Annotated in this window: 20 protein-coding genes; 13 read left to right on the top strand and 7 right to left on the bottom strand. The window is 71.0% G+C overall.

The window, feature by feature from the left end:
• The first annotated feature begins 333 nt into the window (after positions 1 to 333).
• The 5 genes from JYK02_RS37675 to JYK02_RS37655 all read left to right on the top strand — a co-directional run bounded on the left by JYK02_RS37675 (position 334) and on the right by JYK02_RS37655 (position 7,872).
• Positions 334 to 963 carry a histidine phosphatase family protein gene (locus JYK02_RS37675; protein ID WP_207057791.1) on the top strand — a complete coding sequence of 210 codons (630 nt, stop codon included), beginning with the start codon at positions 334 to 336 and terminating at the stop codon, positions 961 to 963.
• A 27-nt stretch (positions 964 to 990) separates the two neighbouring features.
• Entirely contained in the window at positions 991 to 3,675 is a 2,685-nt protein-coding gene (locus tag JYK02_RS40665; RefSeq protein WP_207057790.1) for a winged helix-turn-helix domain-containing protein, read from the top strand.
• 119 nt (positions 3,676 to 3,794) lie between these two features.
• Positions 3,795 to 4,949, top strand: coding sequence for a trypsin-like serine protease (locus JYK02_RS37665; RefSeq protein ID WP_347402677.1), 1,155 nt, complete (start codon positions 3,795 to 3,797; stop codon positions 4,947 to 4,949).
• 110 nt (positions 4,950 to 5,059) lie between these two features.
• Positions 5,060 to 6,376: a hypothetical protein gene (locus tag JYK02_RS37660; protein ID WP_207057788.1), complete on the top strand. Its 1,317-nt coding sequence runs from the start codon at positions 5,060 to 5,062 to the stop codon at positions 6,374 to 6,376.
• Between the two features lie 2 nt (positions 6,377 to 6,378).
• Positions 6,379 to 7,872 carry a DUF4214 domain-containing protein gene (locus JYK02_RS37655; RefSeq protein WP_207057787.1) on the top strand — a complete coding sequence of 498 codons (1,494 nt, stop codon included), beginning with the start codon at positions 6,379 to 6,381 and terminating at the stop codon, positions 7,870 to 7,872.
• Here JYK02_RS37655 and JYK02_RS37650 read toward each other — a convergent pair.
• The 3 genes from JYK02_RS37650 to JYK02_RS37640 all read right to left on the bottom strand — a co-directional run bounded on the left by JYK02_RS37650 (position 7,866) and on the right by JYK02_RS37640 (position 10,727).
• Entirely contained in the window at positions 7,866 to 8,921 is a 1,056-nt protein-coding gene (locus JYK02_RS37650; protein ID WP_207057786.1) for a ferrichrome ABC transporter substrate-binding protein, read from the bottom strand. The genes JYK02_RS37655 and JYK02_RS37650 overlap by 7 nt on opposite strands.
• 91 nt (positions 8,922 to 9,012) lie before the next feature.
• Positions 9,013 to 10,206: an LLM class flavin-dependent oxidoreductase gene (locus JYK02_RS37645; RefSeq protein WP_207057785.1), complete on the bottom strand. Its 1,194-nt coding sequence runs from the start codon at positions 10,204 to 10,206 to the stop codon at positions 9,013 to 9,015.
• A gap of 98 nt (positions 10,207 to 10,304) precedes the next feature.
• A complete protein-coding gene (locus tag JYK02_RS37640; RefSeq protein ID WP_207057784.1) occupies positions 10,305 to 10,727 on the bottom strand; it encodes a hypothetical protein in 423 nt (140 codons plus the stop codon).
• A gap of 123 nt (positions 10,728 to 10,850) precedes the next feature.
• Between JYK02_RS37640 and JYK02_RS37635 the strand changes: the two genes are divergently transcribed.
• A complete protein-coding gene (locus tag JYK02_RS37635; RefSeq protein ID WP_171415478.1) occupies positions 10,851 to 11,123 on the top strand; it encodes a DUF2277 domain-containing protein in 273 nt (90 codons plus the stop codon).
• Between the two features lie 3 nt (positions 11,124 to 11,126).
• Here JYK02_RS37635 and JYK02_RS37630 read toward each other — a convergent pair whose 3' ends face one another.
• The gene (locus JYK02_RS37630) at positions 11,127 to 12,716 is read right to left on the bottom strand and encodes a family 43 glycosylhydrolase (protein WP_207057783.1); all 1,590 of its coding nucleotides are present in this window, start codon (positions 12,714 to 12,716) and stop codon (positions 11,127 to 11,129) included.
• Between the two features lie 162 nt (positions 12,717 to 12,878).
• On the opposite strand from JYK02_RS37630, the gene JYK02_RS37625 reads away from it, so the two are divergent.
• The 6 genes from JYK02_RS37625 (at position 12,879) to JYK02_RS37600 (ending at position 17,891) form a co-directional block, all read left to right on the top strand.
• Positions 12,879 to 13,880 (top strand): siderophore ABC transporter substrate-binding protein, encoded by a 1,002-nt coding sequence (locus JYK02_RS37625; protein WP_207057782.1) that lies wholly within the window; start codon positions 12,879 to 12,881, stop codon positions 13,878 to 13,880.
• Positions 13,843 to 14,889 (top strand): ABC transporter permease, encoded by a 1,047-nt coding sequence (locus JYK02_RS37620; protein WP_242589627.1) that lies wholly within the window; start codon positions 13,843 to 13,845, stop codon positions 14,887 to 14,889. Before JYK02_RS37625 ends, JYK02_RS37620 begins: the two co-directional genes overlap by 38 nt.
• Complete coding sequence (locus JYK02_RS37615; RefSeq protein ID WP_207057781.1) at positions 14,879 to 15,847, top strand: iron chelate uptake ABC transporter family permease subunit; 969 nt, start codon at positions 14,879 to 14,881, stop codon at positions 15,845 to 15,847. Before JYK02_RS37620 ends, JYK02_RS37615 begins: the two co-directional genes overlap by 11 nt.
• Positions 15,844 to 16,602 (top strand): iron ABC transporter ATP-binding protein, encoded by a 759-nt coding sequence (locus JYK02_RS37610; protein ID WP_207057780.1) that lies wholly within the window; start codon positions 15,844 to 15,846, stop codon positions 16,600 to 16,602. The genes JYK02_RS37615 and JYK02_RS37610 overlap by 4 nt, the downstream gene beginning before the upstream one ends.
• A 109-nt stretch (positions 16,603 to 16,711) precedes the next feature.
• Positions 16,712 to 17,296: a hypothetical protein gene (locus tag JYK02_RS37605; RefSeq protein ID WP_207057779.1), complete on the top strand. Its 585-nt coding sequence runs from the start codon at positions 16,712 to 16,714 to the stop codon at positions 17,294 to 17,296.
• Between the two features lie 91 nt (positions 17,297 to 17,387).
• A complete protein-coding gene (locus JYK02_RS37600) occupies positions 17,388 to 17,891 on the top strand; it encodes a nuclear transport factor 2 family protein (RefSeq protein WP_207057778.1) in 504 nt (167 codons plus the stop codon).
• A gap of 30 nt (positions 17,892 to 17,921) precedes the next feature.
• Here the strand turns inward: JYK02_RS37600 and JYK02_RS37595 are convergent, their stop codons facing one another.
• On the bottom strand, positions 17,922 to 18,845 hold the full coding sequence (locus tag JYK02_RS37595) for a LysR family transcriptional regulator (protein WP_207057777.1): 924 nt from the start codon (positions 18,843 to 18,845) through the stop codon (positions 17,922 to 17,924).
• A gap of 102 nt (positions 18,846 to 18,947) precedes the next feature.
• Here JYK02_RS37595 and JYK02_RS37590 point away from each other — a divergent pair, with 102 nt between their 5' ends.
• The gene (locus tag JYK02_RS37590) at positions 18,948 to 19,391 is read left to right on the top strand and encodes a DUF4437 domain-containing protein (protein ID WP_207057776.1); all 444 of its coding nucleotides are present in this window, start codon (positions 18,948 to 18,950) and stop codon (positions 19,389 to 19,391) included.
• Positions 19,392 to 19,395: 4 nt separating this feature from the next.
• Here JYK02_RS37590 and JYK02_RS37585 read toward each other — a convergent pair whose 3' ends face one another.
• Together JYK02_RS37585 and JYK02_RS37580 are read right to left on the bottom strand one after the other, a co-directional pair.
• Complete coding sequence (locus tag JYK02_RS37585) at positions 19,396 to 19,566, bottom strand: hypothetical protein (protein WP_158616851.1); 171 nt, start codon at positions 19,564 to 19,566, stop codon at positions 19,396 to 19,398.
• 108 nt (positions 19,567 to 19,674) lie between these two features.
• On the bottom strand, positions 19,675 to 20,475 hold the full coding sequence (locus tag JYK02_RS37580) for an intradiol ring-cleavage dioxygenase (protein ID WP_207057775.1): 801 nt from the start codon (positions 20,473 to 20,475) through the stop codon (positions 19,675 to 19,677).
• Positions 20,476 to 20,518 lie beyond the last annotated feature (43 nt).

Here is a 20,518-nt window from a genome sequence, read left to right as displayed (position 1 = left end):
TAATCAGGAAGACACGCCCTAACTCGGAATCGCGGACAAGTTGGACGCGTGTGCAGTGAGTAAAAAGTTGTCCAGGAGTGCTGTCAGACCCGCTGGCCAGGGGGGTGCGAGGCATCGAGCAGGAGCCCCTCCCCCAAGGGTGAAAACACAGACATGCGCGGGGACCTCCGGACACCGGATGTTCATGGCCACCGGACCCGCCAGGGCTGTGTTTCACCCACGCGACACGCCCCCTGCTGGAAGGGACGGGCCCCCCGTGGCGCGATGGCCGCGGCACCTGACGGACACTCCACGAGCCTTGCCCCGCTGGAGCCCGCCCGCCACGCTGGCGCCATGACGACCGAATTCATCCTGCTCCGGCACGGGGAGACGGAGTGGAACGCCCTGGGGCGTTTGCAGGGACACCTGAACAGCTCGCTGAGCCGCGAAGGGCTGCGGCAGGCGGACGCGCTCGCGGCGCGCCTCACCACCCTCCCCTTCCAGGCCCTCTACAGCAGCGACCTGGACCGCGCGGTGCAGACGGCGTCCCGCATCGCGGCGAGGACGGGCCACGACGTCCAGCCGGACGCGCGGCTGCGGGAGCGGGGGCTGGGCATCCTCGAAGGGCTGACGCGCGCGGAGGCCGGCGAGCGCCATCCAGCGGTCTTCTCCGCGTACGCGGAGGGCCACGCGGACTACGTCGTGCCCGAAGGGGAGAGCGCGTCGCAGCGCCTGCGGCTGGCGCTGCACTGTCTCCAGGAGCTGGGCACGCGCCATCCGGAGGCCCGCGTCGTCGTGGTGACCCACGGGGGCGTGCTCAGCGCCCTGCTGCGCCACTGCCTGGGCATCCCGACCGAGGCGCCGCGCGCCTTCTCCGTCCTCAACGCGGGCTGGAACCAGTTCGACCTCCACAAGGGGGCCCTGCGGCTGGTGACCTGGGGGGACGTGAGCCACCTGCGCGCGCTCAGCCTGGACGACACCTGAGCCGGGGGGCCATACAATGCGTGCGCCATGCGCACACCATCCGCTCCGGGGCTGGGACCGCCCGCTGTCTTCGTGGGCCGCGCCCAGGAGGTACGGCGGCTGGGAGACGTGCTGAAGCGCGTGCACACGGGGGTCGTCTACGGGCTGCCCGGCGCGGGCAAGTCCGCGCTGGTGGCGGCGGTGGCCGCGAAGCACCGGGGCCCCGTGGTGCACCGGCGCGTGCGTCCCGGGGACACGCTGGACACGGTGGTGGACGACGTGCGCCGGCTGCTGAGTGACGCGCCCGTGGCCCAGGCCCTGTCGGACGCGTCGCGGCTGGAGGCGCTGGCGGGGGAGCTGGAGGCACGCCGCGCCCTGTGCGTGCTGGACGACCTGCACGTGCTCGGGCCGCCGGAGCGCGCGGCGCTGGTGGAGGACCTGGGAGGTCGGCTGCGGCAGGGCACGCTGCTGGCGACCTCGCGCGAGTCCGTGCCCCGGCACGCGGCCAGCCCGGACCGGGTGGAGCTGCGGCTGGAGGGGCTGACGGAGGAGGCCGCGAGGGAGCTGTGGCGGGAGCTGGACGCGCTCTACGGGGAGCGGGACGGCTTCGACGCGGCGTGGGAGCGCTCCCGGGGCCTGCCCTTCCTCCTGCGCCGGGCCCACGCGGGCGACACGGGCGGAGACGAGCCGGTGCGCGCGGCGCTGGCGGCGCTGCCCGGTGACGAGCGGCGGCTGGCCGCGATGCTCGCCCTGAGCCAGCTGCCGCTCACCGCCGGCACGCTGGAGCAGGTGCTGGCGGGCACGCGGGAGCAGGTGTCCACGGGCGAGGCGCTGCGCCAGCTGGGCGCGAAGCTGCTGGTGGAGACGGACTCGCGCGGCCGCTACGGCGTCCACGACCTCGTGCGCGAGGCGATGGTGTCCCTGCTGTCCCCGGACGAAGCGCGTGCCGCGCACGAAGCGCTGCTGGAGGTCCTCCAGCGCGAGCCCCTGCCCGCCGTGGTCCGGGTGCGCGGCGTGTGCCGCCACCTCCAGGCGCTCGGCCAGCACGAGGCGCGCGCGGCCTTCATCGTCGCGCAGGCGGAGCCGCTGGTGCGCCACGGCGCCGCGGACGAGCTGCTGGGGCTCTTGGACTCGCTGCCCGCCGGACTGCGCACGCCCCAGGTGCGGCTGGCCCACGCCCGCGCGCGGGTGCGGCTGCTGGACCTGCGCCGCGCCTACCCGGAGCTCTTGGCCCTGCGCGCCTCGCTGGAGGCCTCCGCCAGCGGGCCGGAGCCGGAGTCCAACGAGGCCCTGCGCGAGGGCGTGGGCGCCGTGCTGGTGCGGGTGGCCCTCTTCGCGCTGGAGCCGGAGGCCTGTGAGCGCACGCTGGAGGCCATGCCCGTGCCGAGCAGCGCGGAGGTCTTCCTCCAGCAACTGCTGGCCTGGACCGCGCTGCGCTTCTTCCAGGGGCGGCTGGACGAGTCCCTGGCCATGCTGGACAACGCCGCCGCAGCGACCGGGGACCGGCGCGTGCTGGGGTGGTGCGCCTACGCCCGCGCGCTGATGCTCTGGATTGAAGGCCGCGACAGCGAGCTGGCGGAGCCCCTGGCCCAGTGCGTGTCCCTGCTGGAGGACGCGCCGCTCGACTCGCGGGGCCCGCTGGTGGCGGCCATGTCCGCGGGCATCCTCAGCCGGCTGGGCCGCTTCACGGAGGCCGACGCCGCGCTCGCGAGCGCCCGGGAGCGGCTGGGCCAGTTGGGCGCGCCCCGCCTGGCGCTGGAGCTGGACTGCATCGAGGCGTGGGTGCGCGGAGAGCGGGGCCAGCGGAGGGCGGCGCTCGCGGCGCTGCGGGAGACGGAAGCGCGCGCGGAGAAGGCGGGCTACCTCTTCGTCCGGCTGCTCTGCCGCGTGGGCGCGGGCCGCATGCTGCTGGAGCTGGGCCGCCGCGCGGAAGGAAGGGCCCAACTGGACGCCGTGGAGGAGGAGGTCCGGGCGCGCGGTGTGGTGGGGCTGATGCGGGCCGCCCGCGTGGCGCGCACGCTGGACGTGCCGGAGCCCGAAACGCCCCCCGTCCCCGTGGAGCCCCGCGAGGTGCGCCCCGGCATCGCCGCCCGCCAGCGCGCCCTGGCCGCCCTGGCCGCCGCCCGGAGCGCGGACGCCGCGCGCGCCACGGCGCTGCTCACCGCGCTGGAGCCCCTGGCGCGCGGCGAGGACTTCGCGCTGGAGCACACGCTGGCCCACCTGACCCGCGCCACGCTCCACCGGCACGAGGGCCGGACCCGCGAGGCGGCGGAAGCCCTGGCGGAGGCCACGCACACGGCCACGCAAGGCGGGTTGGATCCGGACCTCATCGCGGAGCTCACCCGGCCCCTCGCCTCCGCGCCGGAGGCCCCGCGCCCCCAGGAAGCGCCCGCGCCGGAGGGGGTGGTGCTGGACGCCCGCCGCCACGAGCTGCGAGCCCCGGGCAAGACCGTCTCCCTGGAGCGCCGCGCCCTGCCGCGAAGGCTGCTCTACGCCCTGGCCCGCCAGCCGGGACGCACCCTGCCGAAGGAGGACTGCGTGCGCGCCATGTGGAACGTGGCCTACGACCCGCGCCTGCATGACAACGCGCTGCGCGTCCACGTGAGCCACGTGCGCGACATGCTGGAAGGCACCGGCACCCGCGTCGTCTTCGAGGATCCCGGCTACCGGCTGGAGGTGGGCCCGGGCTTCACCTTCATCGCGGAGCAGCCTCCGGAAACCCCATCGCAGTAGTTATCCAGTTACAATAAATCGTCAGCCGGGGTGTTTACATCCAGTTCCGGATTCATCAAGAATCCTCGCGCTTCATACTTTCCATCAAAGGCGAGGTTTGCATGATTTCGGGTCAGAACGTGCGTCGCTGGGCTGCCGCCAGCGTGGTGTCGCTGCTGGTCGTTGGCTGCGGTCCCCAGGCCGCGGAAGAGAAGCAGGCGCAGCCGGAGACCCCGGCGCCGGCCGCCACCTCGCAGGAAATCGTCGGTGGCACGGCCACCACCATCGGGGCGAACCCGTGGCAGGTGTCGCTGCAGAGCAGCGGCGGCAGCCACTTCTGCGGCGGCTCCATCATCAACGAGAACTGGATCCTCACCGCGCAGCACTGCGTGAACTCGGGCGGCAGCATCTCCAAGCCGGGCCGCATCGTGGCGGGCGTCACCAACCGCACCACCACCACCGGCGGGCAGGTCCGCACCGTGGCCCAGGTGTTCGTGTACCCGGGCTACGTGGACGCGAACGTGGGCAAGGACGCGGCGCTGCTCAAGCTGTCCTCGCCGCTGGACCTGAGCGGCGCGAACGTGAAGGCCATCCCGCTGGTCACCGCGGCGGACGCGGCGGCGGGCGTGACCAACCCCGGCGTCGTGGCGCGCGTCACGGGCTGGGGCACGCTGTCCAGCGGCTCCTCCTCGCTGCCGTCCACGCTCCAGACGGTGGACGTGAACCTCATCAGCAACGCCGACGCGCAGGCCGACTACCAGGGCGAGGAGGTCATCAGCGCGGACCAGCTGGGCGCCAAGGCCCCGGGCAAGGACTCCTGCCAGGGTGACAGCGGCGGTCCCCTCACCGTCCTCAAGGGCAGCACCCGCGTGCTCGCGGGCATCGTGAGCTGGGGCTACGGCTGCGCCGACGCGCAGTACGCGGGCATGTACGGCCGCGTGTCGTCCTTCGAGAGCTGGATCACCAACACCATCAACGGCTCGTCGCAGCCGGCGGTGACGCTGCTGGAAAAGAGCGCCCTGTCCGGCGCCTCCGGCTCCTTCACGCACTACGCCATCACCGTCCCCTCGGGCGCCTCGTCCCTGACGGTGGTCCAGTCCGGTGGCACGGGTGACGCGGACCTCTACGTGCGCCAGGGCTCGCAGCCCACCACGACCACGTACACCTGCCGCCCGTACCTCAGCGGCAACGCGGAGACCTGCACCATCTCCGCCCCCGCGGCCGGCACCTGGTACGTCTCCGTGCGCGGCTACTCCGCGTACTCGGGCGTCGCCGTGAAGGCCACGGTGCCGTAGTCGTCGCCGGACACTCGCGTGAGCGCGCGAAGCCCTCTTCCTCCCGGACGGAGGAAGGGGGCTTTCGTGTTTCAACGCCCCAGGGTGAGAGGAGTGCTACACCCGTCGTCATGGCCCGGCCCAGAGCATCCCGCTGTCCCTACTGCAACGCGCCCTTCACGCCCCAGGCCGCGAAGACGCACTACGTCTGCGGTTACTGCGGCCAGGCGTTCGACCTGGAAGGCCCGCCCCCGGCGCGCCCCGTGCCGCCGCGCGCCCCGCCGGGGCCCCCGGCGAACAAGCAGGCCCTCGTGATGGTCATGGGCATCACGGTCATGCTCGTGATGGGTGCCATGGGAGCAGCGTTCTTCCTGGCCACGGGCCCCGCGGATCCGCCCCCGCGCCGCCCCGCCGCCGTCGCCCGCCCCGTGCCCCCTCCGGTCATCCCCGCGCCGCCCGTCGGGCCCGCGCCCCCGCCTCCGCCAGCGCCCGTCGAATGGGCGGAGCAGGGCACGCCCGCGTTCGTGGACATCAACGGCGACGGGACGGAGGACCTTATCGGTCACGCCAGCCGCCACGTCGCGGGCTCCGACTCCAGCCACTTCATCGCCGCGTTCGACGGGCGCACGTTCCAGAAGCTCTGGGAGTCGCTGCCCGCGGAAGGCCCGGAGGCGGGGTACTACACGAAGGTCATCGCCCAGGGGGGCCGGCTGGTGATGACCGAGCAGCGCGGGGTGAAGCTGCTGGAGCTGGAGACGGGCAAGGCGCTGGGACGCGTGCCGCTGACGGACGCGCCGGGCCGGCTCTGCATCCCTCCGGGGGACACGACGTCCGTCTGGGTGGGGGTGGTGGACGGCCAGCACCTGCTCTTCGACACGCGCACGGCCACCTCGAAGTCCGCGCCCCGGGTCCCGAAGGGCTGCGCCACGCAACCCCTGAGCCCCCAGACCTGCGACATGCGCCGGCCCGCCGGGCACCCCACCACCTGCGAGCGCTCCAGCTACCCGCCCTCCGACATCCGCGGCTTCTCCACGAAGTACCTCTACCGCGCGAACGGCTACACCCTGTCCCTGGGCACGCGCTGGCCGGGGACGCAGGTGCCCCTGGTGGGGCTGTACGCGCCGGGCAACCGCAAGCCGCTGTGGCACGGCGTCGTGGCGGACCGCGACCCGCTGGAGCTGCGGGACACGGCGCCGGAGGTGGCGGAGATCACTCCGGATGCCGTGTACATCGTCTATGAGCTGGCGAAGGGCGGCCGGCGCCTCATCCGGCGCGACCTGCGGACCGGCGACGTCGCGTGGGACGTGGCCCTGCCCGACTTCCACTCCATCTCCATGCTGAACGTCCTCTGGGTTCGGGGAGACCGGGTGTACGTGCCGCTGTGGGGCGACTTTCACGTGCTGGACGCCGCGACGGGCAAACGCCTCGGCGGCCTTGGAGCGAAATGAACATGCATCGGCTTCTCCTCGTCATGGGCGTCGTCTGCGCGCTGGGGCTCGCGTCGCGCGCCCAGGCCTTCGACTACGGCGTGAACCTGCATCCGCCGCACGTCAGCACGGTGGACAAGGCGCGGCAGACGGCGCTGGTGCTCAGCCAGCGCAAGGTGCGCACGGTGCGCCTGGACGTGGCGCCCAACGCGAACCTCACCTGGCTCACCCAGGTGGTCACGGCGTTCCGCGACCAGGGCATCGCCGTGGAGGCGATGCTCTACGACCCCAAGGTGAACAACTACACCTGCGGGACGCAGGCCACCGAGCAGGAGGCCTACACCGCCACGTACGCCATCGTGAACGCGATGCGGACCCTCATCACGGACTGGGAGCTCCAGAACGAGCGGCAGCTCAAGGTGGCCCCCGGCTCCTCCGCGATGGACATGACGCCGTACCAGAACGACTGCGGCTACCGCGAGGCGGCCGTGACGCGCGGCATGTCGCGCGCCATCCGCGACGTGCGCACGAACACCGGCGCACCCCTGCGCATCATCCTGGGCTTCGTGGGGCGCGGGTACGGCTTCCTGGACTTCATGCTCGCGCAGGGCGTGCAGTTCGACGTCGTGGGCTACCACATCTATCCGTGGCTCCAGCACCCCAGCCTGGACGCGGACCCGTGGTTCGGCACGGGCGGCCTCTTCGCCAACCTGGTCCGCTTCAACCGCCCGGTGCGCATCAATGAATTCAACTGCGCGGAGGTCTACTCCGGAGACCCGAACACGCCCTACGGCGCCCAGGCGGACTACGAGAACCAGCCGGGCCGCCCCGTCACGGAGGCGTGCTACGCCAGCATCAACAAGCACCTGCGCGTCATCCTGGCGCAGACGAAGGTGCGGGTGGAGGGCGTGACCTTCTATGAGCTCCTGGACCAGCCGGAGCTGCTCCCGCACTCGGAGGCGGAGAGCCGCTTCGGCCTGATGTACGACCTCAACACGCCCAAGGTGCAGCTCATGCTGGTGTCCGCCTTCGCGGGCGGAAGCCTCACGGCGGCGGAGCGCACGCAGGTGACCAGCCGCAACCTGCTGACGGACGCGGAGATCACCGCCAACCAGCTCGCGGCGGGCTCCCTGGCCCGCTCCATGACGCACGCCGATTACGTGGCGTACCTCTACCGCTTCGTCCTGGGGCGCGACGCGGACGCGGGCGGGCAACAGGCCTGGACGCAGCAACTGGTGAGCGGCACCAGCACCCGCGTGGGCGTGCAGAGCGCGTTCCTGGCCTCCAGCGAGTACGCGTACCGGCGCACGAACAACCTCTACACGCCCGCGCCCTCCACGAACGTGCTGTCGAACACCGCGTTCGTCACGCACGCGTACGTGGTGCTGCTGGGCCGGGACCCGGACACGTCCGGGCTGAACAGCTACGTCAGCGCGCTGAACTCCGGCACGACGCGCGCGGCCGTCATCCGGTCCCTGATGACGAGCACCGAGTACCGGACGCGCTACGGTCAGTAGATGGAGATGAGGTGGACCCGCACGCGGGGGTTGCCGAGGTACTCCTCCAACCGCCAGCGGGTCCGCATCCCGTCCTCGCGGATGCCCACGCCACCGTCGGTGGGGGCCTCCGCGCTGGCGAGCGCATCGCGCAGGTGGGACACCGCCCAGGTGTCGAACTTCGGGTCCCCGGAGCCCTCCAGCACCTGGAGGTCGATGAGGCTGCCATCGCGCGCCTGCCGCACCTCCACGATGGCGACGAGCGCGAGCACGGGGGCCGTGACATCCACCATGTACATGTCCGCCGCGCGCCCGGCCTCCACCGCCGCGCGCATCCGGTCGGACGTCTCGGCGCGGAGGTCCCGCTGCTGGGGCGCGAAGGGCGTGCCCGTCCGGCCGAACCGCTCGATGGACTCCAGCTGCTCGCGCTTGAGCCGGCCGAGGACCACCTGCTTGTTGGGTGGGGGCGGGTTCACGAGCCGGTCCGCGAAGCCCTGACGCAGCTTCGCGAAGTACGGAGGCGTCGCCCCGGAGGCCCGCGCGGACGCCGTCGCATCCTTGGCCCAGCCATCCACCCGCTGACGCGCTTCCTCCGCCTCACGGGCCGCCAGCGCCTTGGGGTCCGGCTCCGACCCTGGGACGTTGCGAAGCGTCCGCCCCGTCGACGGAGGCCCCTTCAGCAGCCCACCGCCCAGCAGCCCCGGCGGTTCCAACTGGAGCGGGACATCCCGGACCGGGGGTGACGCACGCTCGGGTGCTTCCGCGAGGGGCGTCGGAGCAGCGTTCCCGGTGGGCGAGGGAGCCTCGGCGGGCGCTTCGTCCTTCGCCCGCGCGCTCGTGGGAGGTTCGCGCTCCGTCGGGCGCGCAGCCGAGCGAGGGGGCTGCGGCTCCGCTTCGGGCTCGGGCAGCGCGGGGCGTGCGTCCCGCGTCACGATCTCCAGCTCGACGACCTCCGCCGGCGCATGACGCCGCACGCTGGCGGGCGGGCTCCGCGACAGCGCCACGAGGAGCGCCGCGTGCAGGAGCCCGGACACCAGGACCAGGAGGAACAGCTGGGAGCGGCGGGACACAAAGGTCAGCTTGCTCCGTCCGGCCACGCGAAAGAAGGGGCCCGGAGCGCGGGTGTCACGCCTCCACGCCCCCCTGCCCTCCCGTCGCTCGCTACGGCGCCGCCGGTGTCCTGAACTCCGGAATGAGCTCGCCCGTGAGTCGGATGCTCTTCAGGACCTTGTCGTGCGCCAGCGCGCCCACCTGGTGGAAGGACATGAGCGCGTCGATGCCCAGCGCCTGGTAGCGCTTGAGCCCCGCGCGCACCTGGTCCTGCGTCCCGACGATGAGCGAGTCCTGCGCGCTCAGGACCTCCCACACCTGCTCGTCCGGCACGGTCTCACCGGACATGATGCGCCCCAGCAGCCGCTGCGCCCGGGACTGCGGCGCGTTGGGGTCCTTCTTGCGCAGGTACTGGCCCGTGAGGCCTCCGCCCGCCGGGTCCTTCGCCAGCGCCTCCAGCTCCGCGGCCGTCTTCACGAAGGCGTCCTTCGCCTCGAAGAAGGTGAACGACCCGCTCGTGTACCAGGCGGCGGCCTTCGCGGCGCCGTTCTCCATGGCCTCGCGCTCGCTGTCCGCGCAGTGCACGAAGGTGAAGAAGGCGACCTGGTTGTTGACGAACTCGCCCACCGGCTCGCAGCGCGTGCGCAGGGCCTCGCGGTAGATGTGGATCATCTCCGCCACCTCCTCCGGAGAGGCCCAGAGCGTCACGCCCAGCGCGCCCACGCCGTTGCGGCCCGCCTGTTCGAACGACGCGGGGCTGGAGCACGCCTGCCACAGCGGCGGGTGCGGCTTGCGGTACGGCTTGGGGATGACGGTGACGTCCTTGAGCTTCAGGTCCGGCCCGTCCCAGGACACCTTGTCCTGCGTCCACAGCTTCGGGACCAGCTCGAAGGCCTGCTGCATCTGCCCGCGCGTGGAGTCCGGCTCGATGTTGAAGGTGCGCCACTCCGGGATGGTGCTGCGCGCCAGCCCCAGCTGGAAGCGGCCCCCGCTCAGGTGGTCGATGAAGGCCGCGCGCTCCGCGATGCGGATGGGATGGTTGAAGCGCGTGGGCGCCAGCACCGACGAGTGTCCGACGTGCAGGTTCTTCGTGCTCCGCGCGATGGCGGTGAGCATGATCTCCGGCGCGGAGCTGTAGCTGAACTCCACCGCGGTGTGGTGCTCCACCTGCCACCAGACGCCGTACCCCATCTCGTCCGCCAGCCGCGCCTGCTCCAGCGTCTCCTGGATGAGCTGGTGCTCGTGGTCCGGACCGCTCCAACGCTCCTTCGGGTGCTGCATCTCCGAAAAAATATCGAGCCGCATGATGTCCCCCTGAAATCAGCCAGAGCTGATTTTACATCGAATGCGGGCTCCAGCGCCGCCCGGAGTGAAACACCCTCCGGACGGCGTGGGTCAGGCGGCTACTCCACCCAGTGGACCTTGCCCAGGCCGGCGGGGATGAGGTCGCAGACGTAGAAGATGTCGTCGTACGGGTAGTTGTCGTAGACGCCGCGCGCGGGGATGCAACGCGCCTGGTTGGGATACGGCGCGTTGAACTCCGCGGCCAGTTGCTGGCAGTAGGCGTTGTCGCCCTCGCCGCCGCACTCCTCGGTGCACTGGTCCGCGGCGATCCACTGCGGATTGTAGAGCGGGTACGAGTCCGACTCCGTCCAGCACAGGCCCGTGGCGCACTGGGTGTCCGCGGAACAGCCCTGGCCCACGGCGTTGAGCCCCTGCTCCTGCTGCGTGGGGGCGGGGGTCTGCTGCTCGGGGGCCGCGCTGGGGCCACAGGCGAGCATCGCGAACGAGAAGAGGGTCACGGGGACGGCGAAGAGGTTCCGCATCGGGGGAGCTCCTTTTCCGGGAGAAAGGGGGAGTCCTGAGAGAACCACTTCAGGCCCGCCGAGCCAAGTGACGTTCTCGCGGTGCGCTACGCTGGTATTTCTTCACGGGAAGGGACACTGCCCATGTGCCGCAGCATCAAGACGCTGTTCAACTTCGAGCCCCCCGCGTCCGACGCGGAGGTGCGGGCGGCGGCCCTGCAGTTCGTGCGGAAGCTGAGCGGCACCAGCGCCCCGTCAAAGGCGAACGAGGAGGCCTTCCACCGCGCCGTCGAGGACGTCACCGAGGTCGCGCGACGGCTGGTGGACTCGCTGGTGACCACCGCCCCGCCGCGCAACCGCGACATGGAGGCCATGAAGGCGAAGCTGCGGTCCGCCAAGCGCTTCGCCCCGCGCTGACGCTCAGGGGATGTTGATGCGCGAGTGCAGGGCCCGCCCGTCGTACGCGGCGGCGCCGCAGCGCGCGTGGGCCCAGTCGCCGTTCACCGCGGAGCAGATGCGGAAGGCCTGGATGTTGGAGAACGGCACGTTGATGCCCGGCGTGTCACAGCGCCCCTGGTAGGTCCAGGACAGGCTCTTGTTCACGGCGCCCACGCCGATGCACGGGCCAATCCACGCGCCGGTGTCGCGCCGCTGCACGTCGATGGAGTACTGCGCCGTCGTCTCCTCCTCGCTCCACTCCAGGTCCACGAAGGGCGTGACGCCGCCGGGCAGCTCCAGGGACACGTCGTCGGAGATGCCGTCATAGGCCTTCTCCACGAAGGGCCCCCAGACGTTGTTGTTGGAATAGAAGATGCGGAACGCGGCGATCTCCCCCTTCGTCACCACGCGGTCGCCCGCGCTGCGGCACACGCCGTCGAACACCGTCTTGTTCGCCTGCCCCAGCAGCGTCACGGACGTGCACGGCCCCACCACCGAGCCATTCTTCAGCACCACGTCCAGCGAGTAGCTGTACCCGGCGAGCCGGTTCCAGCGCACGCTCACCTGGTTGAGCGACGTCATCGCCCCGTCCGGCTTGAACGTGACGCGCTGCCTGTACGTGCTGCGCGACGTGAGGTTGCCCGCGCTGTCGAAGGCGCCCTGGTGGAAGATGTTGAAGTACTCCCCCCGCCGCTCGACGATGACGTTGTGGCCGTGGGACTGCACCAGCCGGCCCGCGGAGTTCTTCAGCGGCAATGACAGCCGCCGCACCGCCCGCGCCCGCGTGAGCTCCGGGACGGTGTCCGCCATCACGTAGTACATGGCGTACTGGCTGTTGTACCAACCGCCGCTGAACACGAGGTAGTAGCGCCCGTCGCGCTTGAACAGCTCCGGCGCCTCGTTGATGCCCTCCTCGTAGGCCGGCGTCGCGAACACCGCCGGGCCCGCGTGGTTGTAGACGGTGCCGGGCGCGGCCAGCTTGAACGAGGAGATGTTGTTGCCGTTCTGGAACCAGACGTAGAAGAGCCAGCGGTCCACGCCGTCGTTGAACGTCGCCGAGTCGATGCGGATGTTCCGGTTGCACCCCTGCGGCAGGCACGCCGTGCCCGTGGTGGTGCGCGGCCAGGTGGTGTTGGCGTTGAGGGGCTGGGGCGCGCCAAAGGCCAGGTTCAAATCCGGCGCCGTGGCGACGAAGGTCGTCACCTCCTGGCCCGAGGGAGGACAGGCCGCGCCGTTGGGCACCCGGTGGCCGGAGAAGTGGAGCTGGTAGACGCTGCCCGTCTTGCTCAGGTCCGGCGCCCAGAGAAAGCAGTAGTCGTAGGTGGGGTCCGCCGCGGACGGGTTGTAGTCCCGCTTGAAGCGGAACGCCGTGAGGTCGTTCGACTCGTACAGCGGCAGCACCACCCCGTTGCCGGTGCCGGTGAGGAAGAACAGGTCGTCGTTCTCCTTGTAGACGTCCGGGTCCGCCAGCCACTGCATCAGCAGCGTGCGCGCGTTGTCCTGCGCATGGGCGGTCCCGGCGAGCGCCGTGGACAGGAGGGACAGCAGCAGCACGGCACGAAGCGGCTTCATGGCACTTCTCCCTGGAAGTCTTGAAATCCAAGCTTCCAGGGAAGGCCCGGTGAGCGCAAGGTCGATGGGTTTTGACCGTCCGGCGGCGATCCGCTATATCCGACTTCGATAATGAATATCAATATCACCTGATATCACCTATCCCTCTGGACGGGCCTTTTCGTGAGCACCACTCCCCGGCGTTTCCCTCTCCTTGTCGCGACCCTCGTCGGGGTCGCGGCCCTTGGCCTGGCGTTCTTCGGCCTGCGCGCCTCGCGCGAGCCCACTGCTGAAGCCGCGGCGCCGGCGGCCCCCGCTGCGGGAGCGGGCCGGACCATCGCGCACGCGCAGGGCAGCACCGTGGTGGTGGAGGACCCGAAGCAGGTCCTGGTGTTCGACCTGGCGACGCTGGACACGCTGGACGCGCTGGGCGTGGAGGTGAAGGGCGTGGCGGGTGAGTACTTCCCCGGCCCGCTGGCGAAGTACGCGGACGCGAAGAAGTACCCGCGCTACGGGACGCTCTTCGAGCCCGACTACGAGGCCGTCCACGCCGCGCGCCCCGACCTCATCATCACCGGCGGCCGGACCAGCGCCCGGTACGCGAAGCTCGCCGCCATGGCGCCCACCATCGACCAGACGACGGACGACGCGCACTATCTGGACACCGTGGTGGGCAACACCGAGCGGCTGGCGGCCGTCTTCGGCAAGGAGGAGCGGGCGCGCGCGCTGATTGGAGAGCTGCGCCAGTCCATCGAGACGCTGAAAGGCACCACCGCCACCCGGGGCAAGGGGCTCATCGTCCTGACGTCCGGCGGCCGGATGAGCGCCTACGGTCCGGGCTCGCGCTTCGGCGTGCTGCACGAGTCCTTCGGCATCCCGCCCGCGGCCCCGTCGCTCAAGGCGTCGCTGCACGGAGAGGCCGTCGGCTCGGAGTTCATCCTGGAGACCAACCCGGACTGGCTCTTCGTCATCGACCGGGACGCGGCCATTGGCGAGGGCGGCGGCGCGCAGCGGCTGTTGGACAACGAGCTGGTGCACCAGACGACGGCGTGGAAGCAGGGCCAGGTCGTGTACCTGGACCCCGCCAACACCTACCTCATCGGCGGCGGCATCCAGTCCATGCGGCGCCTGCTGGAGCAGATCTCCGATGCCTACGCGAAGCCCCGACAGCCCCCTGCTCCCTGAGCCGGCCTTCGCGACGCGCGCGCCCGAGGTCTCCCTGTCCCTGCCCCTGCTCCTGCTCGGTTTCGCCGGGCTCGTGGTGCTGGGACTCGCGGGTGCCAGCCTGCTGATTGGCGTCAGCCAGGTGTCGTGGGAGGCGCTGCTGGCGCCCACGGAGCACCAGCGCGCCGTGCAGGTGCTGGTCATCAGCCGCGTGCCGCGCACACTGGCCCTGGTGCTGGCGGGCATGTCGCTGGCGGTGGCGGGCCTCATCATGCAGATGCTCGCGCGCAACCGCTTCGTGGAGCCCTTCACGGCGGGCACGGCGGAGTCCGCCAGCCTGGGCCTGCTCGTCGTCACGCTGCTCGCCCCGGGCCTGCCCATCCTCGCGAGGACCGCCGTCGCCGCCGGCTTCTCCATGGCGGGCACCGCGCTGTTCCTGCTCATCCTGAAGCGCATCCCGATGCGCTCGGCGCTCATCGTCCCAGTCGTGGGGCTGGTGCTGGGCGCCATCTTCGACGCGGCGACGACGTTCTTCGCCTACCGCTTCTCCCTGCTGCAGTCGCTGATGGCCTGGACCACGGGCGACTTCTCCAGCGTGCTGCGCGGCCGCTACGAGCTGCTCTGGGGCGCTTTCGTCCTGACGGCCGTCGCCTACGTCGTCGCGGACCGCTTCACCGTCGCCGGCATGGGCGAGGCCTTCACCACCAACCTGGGGCTGAGCCACCCGCGCATCGTGGCGCTGGGGCTGGCCATCGTCGCCATGGTGACCGCGGTGGTGGTGGCCACGGTGGGGATGATTCCCTTCATCGGGCTGGTGGTGCCCAACGTCGTCAGCGTCATCGTGGGCGACAACGCGCGCCGCTCCATCCCCTGGGTGGCGGTGATGGGCGCGGGCTTCGTGCTCCTGTGCGACATCGTCGGGCGGGTGGTGCGCCAGCCGTATGAGATTCCCGTGGGCACGGTGGCGGGCGTGGTGGGCAGCCTCGTCTTCCTGCACCTGCTCTTCCGGAGGGACGACCGTGTCGGCTAGCGCGCTCCGCCTGGAGCACCCCGAGCGGCGGCTCTTCCTCCTGGGGGCCCTGGCCGTCCTCTGCGTGGGGGTGTTCATGACCGTGGACGCGGGCGGCCAGTGGGACTTCGTCCTGCCGTTTCGCGCGCGCAAGGTCGCCACGGTGCTGCTGGTGGGCTACGCCATCGCCGTCTCCACGGTGCTGTTCCAGACCGTGACGGAGAACCGCGTGCTGACGCCCGCCATCATGGGCTTCGACACGCTCTACCTCCTGCTCCAGACGGGCCTGCTCTTCTTCCTGGGCACGCGCACCCTGGCGGGCCTGGACGTGCGGCTGCTGTTCGCGGTGGAGGTCGGCCTCATGGTGCTCTTCTCCGCGGTGCTGCACCGCTGGTTGTTCGAGGGCGGGCGCAGCGTCCACCTGCTGCTGCTGACGGGCGTGGTGCTGGGCGTGCTCTTCCGCAGCCTCTCCAGCTTCCTCCAGCGCCTCATCGCGCCGGGCGAGTTCGACTTCCTCCAGGACCGCTTCTTCGCCAGCTTCAACAACCCGGACCCGGACCTGCTGCTCGTCTCCACGGTGATGACGGTGGGCGCGTCCTTCGTGGGCCTGCGCCTGCTGCGCGCCTGCGACGTGCTGAACCTGGGCCGCGACGTGGCCATCAACCTGGGCGTGGACCACCGCCGCACGGTGTCGCGGCTGCTGGCGGTGGTGGCGGTGCTGGTGTCGGTGTCCACGGCGCTGGTGGGGCCCGTCACCTTCTTCGGCCTGCTGGTGGCGAACCTGGCGCACGGGCTGGTGCGCTCGCACCGGCACGTCCACGTGCTGCCCGCCGCCGTGCTCCTCGCGGTGATTGGCCTGCTGGGCGGTCAGCTCGTGCTGGAGCGCGTCTTCTCCTTTGGCGCCAACCTGCGCGTCATCATCGAGTTTTTGGGCGGCCTCATGTTCATCACCCTGCTCATGCGAGGCGCGCTGCGATGATCGAAGCCCGGAACGTCTCCCGCCGCTACGGCGACACCCTGGTGGTGGACGACGTCACGCTCCAGCTCCCGGAGCGGGGCGTGACGTCCATCATCGGGCCCAACGGCGCGGGCAAGTCCACCCTGCTGTCCATGGTGAGCCGCCTGCTGCCCTTGTCCTCCGGCACGGTGCTCGTGGACGGCATGGACGTGGCGAACACGCCCGGCGACGCGCTGGCGCGCAGGCTTGCCATCCTGCGGCAGGACAACGCCGTCACCTCGCGGCTCACCGTGCGGGACCTGGTGACGTTCGGCCGCTACCCGCACTCCAGGGGCCGCCCGACGGTGGAGGACCGCGCCTTCGTGGAGGGGGCCCTCCACCACCTGGGCTTGGAGCCCATCGCCCACCGCTTCCTGGATGAGCTGTCCGGCGGCCAGCGCCAGCGCGCCTTCGTGGCCATGGTGCTGTGCCAGGACACGCACTACGTCCTGCTGGACGAGCCCCTCAACAGCCTGGACATGAAGCACGCCGTCTCCATGATGAAGGAGCTGCGGCGCGCGGCGGACACGCTGGGCAAGTGCGTGGTGCTGGTGCTGCACGACCTCAACTACGCCTCCTGCTACTCCGACCACGTCATCGCCATGCGCGGCGGGAAGGTCGCCTTCCAGGGGACGCCGGAACAGCTCATGCGCCCGGACGTGCTGCGCGACATCTATGACATGGACATCGACATCCATGTGCTGGAGGGCAAGCGCATCGCGGTCCACTACGGCTGACCCGTGGGCCGTGACACATGTGTCGCGGTTGGAGTTGACGGCGGGTGCGTCCCGCGAGTGTTTCCCTCTGTGAAGTCGTGGCACCGGGATTGCTCAGTCCGCGCCCACCATGACCCACCACCGCGAAACCGCTCCCCACTCCCGCCTGCGTCACTGGGCCTCCCGCCTGGCCCTCCTCGTGGCCTGCGCCGGCGTCGTCGCCACGTCGCGGGCCACGTCCGCGGACGTGGCCTCGGAGCCCTACACGGGCAAGCCGGTGTACCTCACGGCCGAAACGCCCAAGGCCACGATTCCGCTGGTCATGGTGGCCACGGCCTCGAAGTCTCCGGACAAGCAGGCGGAGGCGGAGATGAAGGTGCTGGTGACGGCCCGCTGGACGCCCGCGGACGCCGGCCAGACGGTGCGCCCCGTGTTCCGCGCCGTCCTGCGCGAGGGTGGGAATGACTTCTCCGGGCCGGAAGGCTCCAGCCCCCTGGGAGAGACGGACTCGGTGACCCTGGAGGTCCACACGTATCTCTCGCGCGACTGCACGATGGGGCAGCGCTGTGAGTGGACCACGGACCTGGACTTCGAGCTGCAGCCCAACGGCGCGACCGGCACGGTGGAGGTCGTGTGGACGGCGACGGGCTCCGCGCACGTGGTGGACACCTCCAGCACGCCCAAGGGCTTCAAGGTCGTCGTCTCGGAGCCGTGAGCCTCGGCGCACACGGCTGTCTGGGGTTGATCCACGCCCACGGAGGGTGAAAGCCTGCACCCTCCCCCCTTGCCTGAAAGGCAGACAGCTGATGCGCGAGAAGAACCTGGAGTACACGCTGGATTGGATTGCCATCCAGGAGCTGGTGGCCGAGTACGGGCAGGCCATCGACCACGGCAAGGACACGGGCGACTGGACCCGCTGGGAGCGGGTCTTCGCCCCCGAGGTGACGTCGGACTACTCCCGCTTCATGGGGGTGCCGCCCTCCACCGCGCCGCGCGCCGTGCTGGCGCAGTTCGGCAACAAGGCGCTGGAGTGTTTCACCCGGGTGCAGCACTCCACGGCGAACACGGTGCGCACGGAGTTCTCCAGCCCCACGCACGCCACCGTGCACGCCTACGCGGAGGTCTCCCACTTCTTCACCATGGATGGATTCCCCCAGGAGTGGACCCTGGTGGGCCGCTATACCCACGAGGTGGTGAAGACCGCCGCGGAGGGCTGGCGCATCCAGAAGGTCACGCTGGATCCCATCCACCACCGGGGCAACCTGCTGGGCCTGGAGTACGCCCGGGGCAAGCGGCTCGGCACGCCGTGAGCGCCTGACGCGCGGTGGGGAGGGACGTCCTCACCGCGCGCGCTTCTTCCGGGGCCTGGCGGGAGGCTTCGCCAGCGCCTCCGCCTGCTCCGCGATGGTCTGCGCCAGGAAGTCCACCACCGCGCGCACCCGCGCGTTGTGGGCCAGGTCCTCGTGGAATACCAGCCACACGGTCCGCTCCAGCTCCGGCAGCGCGTCGCGCAGCGGGACGAGCTCCGCGTGCAGGTGGCCGAAGTACGCCGGCAGCAGCGCCACGCCCAGGCCCTCGCGCGCGGCCTGGAGCAGGCCCAGGATGGACGTGAGCCGCACCGCGACGGAGGCCTTCGCCGCGTGCACGTCCAGCCACTTCGACTCCGGCCAGCGCCGCGAGTCCTGCGCATACCCCACCACCGCGTGCCCCTGGAGGCCCGCGTCGAAGCGCACCGGCCCCCGGCGGGCGAGGTACGCCTTCGACGCGAAGGGCACGACACCAATGGCAGCCACCTTCCGGGCCCGCAGCGACGCCTCCCGCGGCCGGACCAGGCGGATGGCGACGTCCGCCTCGCGGCGCACGAGCGACAGCGCCTCGTAGCCGGAGAGCAGCTGCAACTCGATTTCAGGGTGCCGCGCCTGGAAGCCCCCGAGCCACGGCATGACGTTGTGGACCAGGAACGAGTCCGTCGCGGTGACGGTCACCGGCCCGGAGGGGCGCAGGTCCTCACCGCTGGCCAGCCGCTCCACCCGCAGCGCCTCCGCCTCCACGGCCTCCGCGGCGGGCAGGATGCGCAGCGCCACCGCCGTGGGCTTCAGGCCCGTGGGGGTCCGGTCGAAGAGGCGCGCGCCCAGCTCCTTCTCCAGCACGGCCAGGCGCCGGCCCACGGTGGTCTGGTCCACCTTCAACCGCCGCGCCGCCGCGGAGAGGTTGCCCTCCCTCGCGATGGCCAGGAAGTGCCGCAGGTCGCTCCATTCGGGCATGGTCTGCATTCTCGCAGAAGCGCTCTGCGCGAATGGGCATTTTCGCAGACCCGGCTCGCGGCCATCCTCCCCGGCGTTTCCTTCCACCCAAGGAGTGCCACCGTGAAGACCCTGCCCAAGCTCGTCGCCGCCGTCGCCGTCGTGTCCGCGTTCACCTTCGCCGCCGCCAAGGGCAAGGAGTCCGCCGCGTTCCAGCAGACCGCCTATGACAAGCTCACCTGGACGGAGATGATGCCCGGCGGCCCGTCCGTGCACGTGCTCTGGGGTGACATGAAGAAGGGCCCGTACGCCCTGCTGATGAAGTTCCCCGCCGGGTTCGACTCCGGGCCGCACACCCACTCCGCCGACTACCACGGCGTGCTGGTGAAGGGCCGCATGACGAACACCAGCCAGGGCGCCGCCGAGGCCGGCGCCGTGGAGGCGGGCAGCACCTGGGACCAGCCGGGCAAGGTGGTGCACCGCAACCAGTGCGCGGCGGGCGCCGAGTGCGTGGTGCTCATCGCGCAGGACAAGCCCTTCGACTTCGCGCCCGCCCCGGCGAAGTGACGCGTCAGCGCGAGTCGCGGCGCTTCTGCTGCCGGGCGAACTCCGCCCGCAGCGCCCCGCCGATGCGCTTGCCCGTCACCTTGGTGGACTTGCGGATCTTCTCGTAGTCCTTCGTCTGCTGGATGTAGCCACCCCGGTGCTTCTTCGAGGTGGTGTCCTTGGGAGGCTGGAACATCGGCAGGGCTCCTATGCGGGTGGAAGGACCACAGCCCCCTGAAGATGCATCACGTCCCGGAGGGTTGCCATCCCTCCAGGCCGGAGCACGGCCGGGCAGGCGGGCGCGTCAGACCTGGATGCCCACCACCAGGCTGGCCGCGTAGCCCTCCGTGGTGTTGCCCGTCACGGTCGCCAGTTGGGTGGATGCGCCGTCGCTGAACACATTGTCGCTGGAGAGGGAAATCTGCCCGAGGTTGCGGACGCTCTGCGAATAGCCGGACGTCGCGTAGACCGCGTCGCAGATGTCCTCCGGCAGGGCCAACTGGGACGTGGCCACCTTGTTGCGCGAGGAGGAGGTCGCCTCCACGGAAGGGTAGACCTCGAAGTGGATGTGCGGCCAGCGTCCGCTGTAGCAGGCGGGGAAGATGCTGGTGAAGGTCACCTTGCCCTCCTCATCCGTCACCTGCACCCCGCGCAGGTAGTTCTCATTGGTGACGCCCGACGAGTACATGGAGTACCGCCCCGCCTGGTCGCAGTGCCACAGGTAGATGGCGTAGCCCCGCAGCGGCGTGCAGCTGTCGTCGCTGGCGACCAGCGTGAGGGTGAGAGTGAGCGGGATGCCCGCCGCGACGCCGCTCGCGCCCGCGATGCTGGAGCGGATGTCGCTCCGGACGATGCCGGAGAGCACCAGGGCGTTGGCGCCGTTGGAGCCGTCACCGGGATAGGGGCCGGCGGTCTCCTCCGGAATCCGCGCACAGCCCGACGTGTCACTGCTGCCGCCGCTGGAGTCAGGTCCGCCGCAGCCGATGATGGGGATGAGGCTGGTGAAGGCCATCCAGCGCAGCAGCTCCCGCCGGTCCGTGCGCTTCGCCAGGACGCGCAGGTCCTGCTGGAGTCCGTCGTGGTGATTGCGTTCGTGGTCGCTCAAGTGCGTGCCCCCTTGGAGTGACCGTGACGGTAGGGCAAAGGTC

The sequence above is a fragment of the Corallococcus macrosporus genome (assembly GCF_017302985.1).
Lineage (GTDB): Bacteria > Myxococcota > Myxococcia > Myxococcales > Myxococcaceae > Corallococcus > Corallococcus macrosporus_A.
Note: the sequence above shows the minus strand (reverse complement) of the source record. Positions and strands in the feature narration are given on the sequence as shown.

Excerpts from the sequence above, each read along its gene's own strand:
- JYK02_RS37675 (WP_207057791.1), top strand. The coding sequence starts at position 334 with ATGACGACCGAATTCATCCTGCTCCGGCACGGGGAGACGGAGTGGAAC.
- JYK02_RS40665 (WP_207057790.1), top strand. The coding sequence starts at position 991 with ATGCGCACACCATCCGCTCCGGGGCTGGGACCGCCCGCTGTCTTCGTG.
- JYK02_RS37660 (WP_207057788.1), top strand. The coding sequence starts at position 5,060 with ATGGCCCGGCCCAGAGCATCCCGCTGTCCCTACTGCAACGCGCCCTTC.
- JYK02_RS37655 (WP_207057787.1), top strand. The coding sequence starts at position 6,379 with ATGCATCGGCTTCTCCTCGTCATGGGCGTCGTCTGCGCGCTGGGGCTC.
- JYK02_RS37645 (WP_207057785.1), bottom strand. The coding sequence starts at position 10,206 with ATGCGGCTCGATATTTTTTCGGAGATGCAGCACCCGAAGGAGCGTTGG.
- JYK02_RS37640 (WP_207057784.1), bottom strand. The coding sequence starts at position 10,727 with ATGCGGAACCTCTTCGCCGTCCCCGTGACCCTCTTCTCGTTCGCGATG.
- JYK02_RS37635 (WP_171415478.1), top strand. The coding sequence starts at position 10,851 with ATGTGCCGCAGCATCAAGACGCTGTTCAACTTCGAGCCCCCCGCGTCC.
- JYK02_RS37630 (WP_207057783.1), bottom strand. The coding sequence starts at position 12,716 with ATGAAGCCGCTTCGTGCCGTGCTGCTGCTGTCCCTCCTGTCCACGGCG.
- JYK02_RS37620 (WP_242589627.1), top strand. The coding sequence starts at position 13,843 with ATGCCTACGCGAAGCCCCGACAGCCCCCTGCTCCCTGAGCCGGCCTTC.
- JYK02_RS37610 (WP_207057780.1), top strand. The coding sequence starts at position 15,844 with ATGATCGAAGCCCGGAACGTCTCCCGCCGCTACGGCGACACCCTGGTG.
- JYK02_RS37605 (WP_207057779.1), top strand. The coding sequence starts at position 16,712 with ATGACCCACCACCGCGAAACCGCTCCCCACTCCCGCCTGCGTCACTGG.
- JYK02_RS37600 (WP_207057778.1), top strand. The coding sequence starts at position 17,388 with ATGCGCGAGAAGAACCTGGAGTACACGCTGGATTGGATTGCCATCCAG.
- JYK02_RS37595 (WP_207057777.1), bottom strand. The coding sequence starts at position 18,845 with ATGCCCGAATGGAGCGACCTGCGGCACTTCCTGGCCATCGCGAGGGAG.
- JYK02_RS37585 (WP_158616851.1), bottom strand. The coding sequence starts at position 19,566 with ATGTTCCAGCCTCCCAAGGACACCACCTCGAAGAAGCACCGGGGTGGC.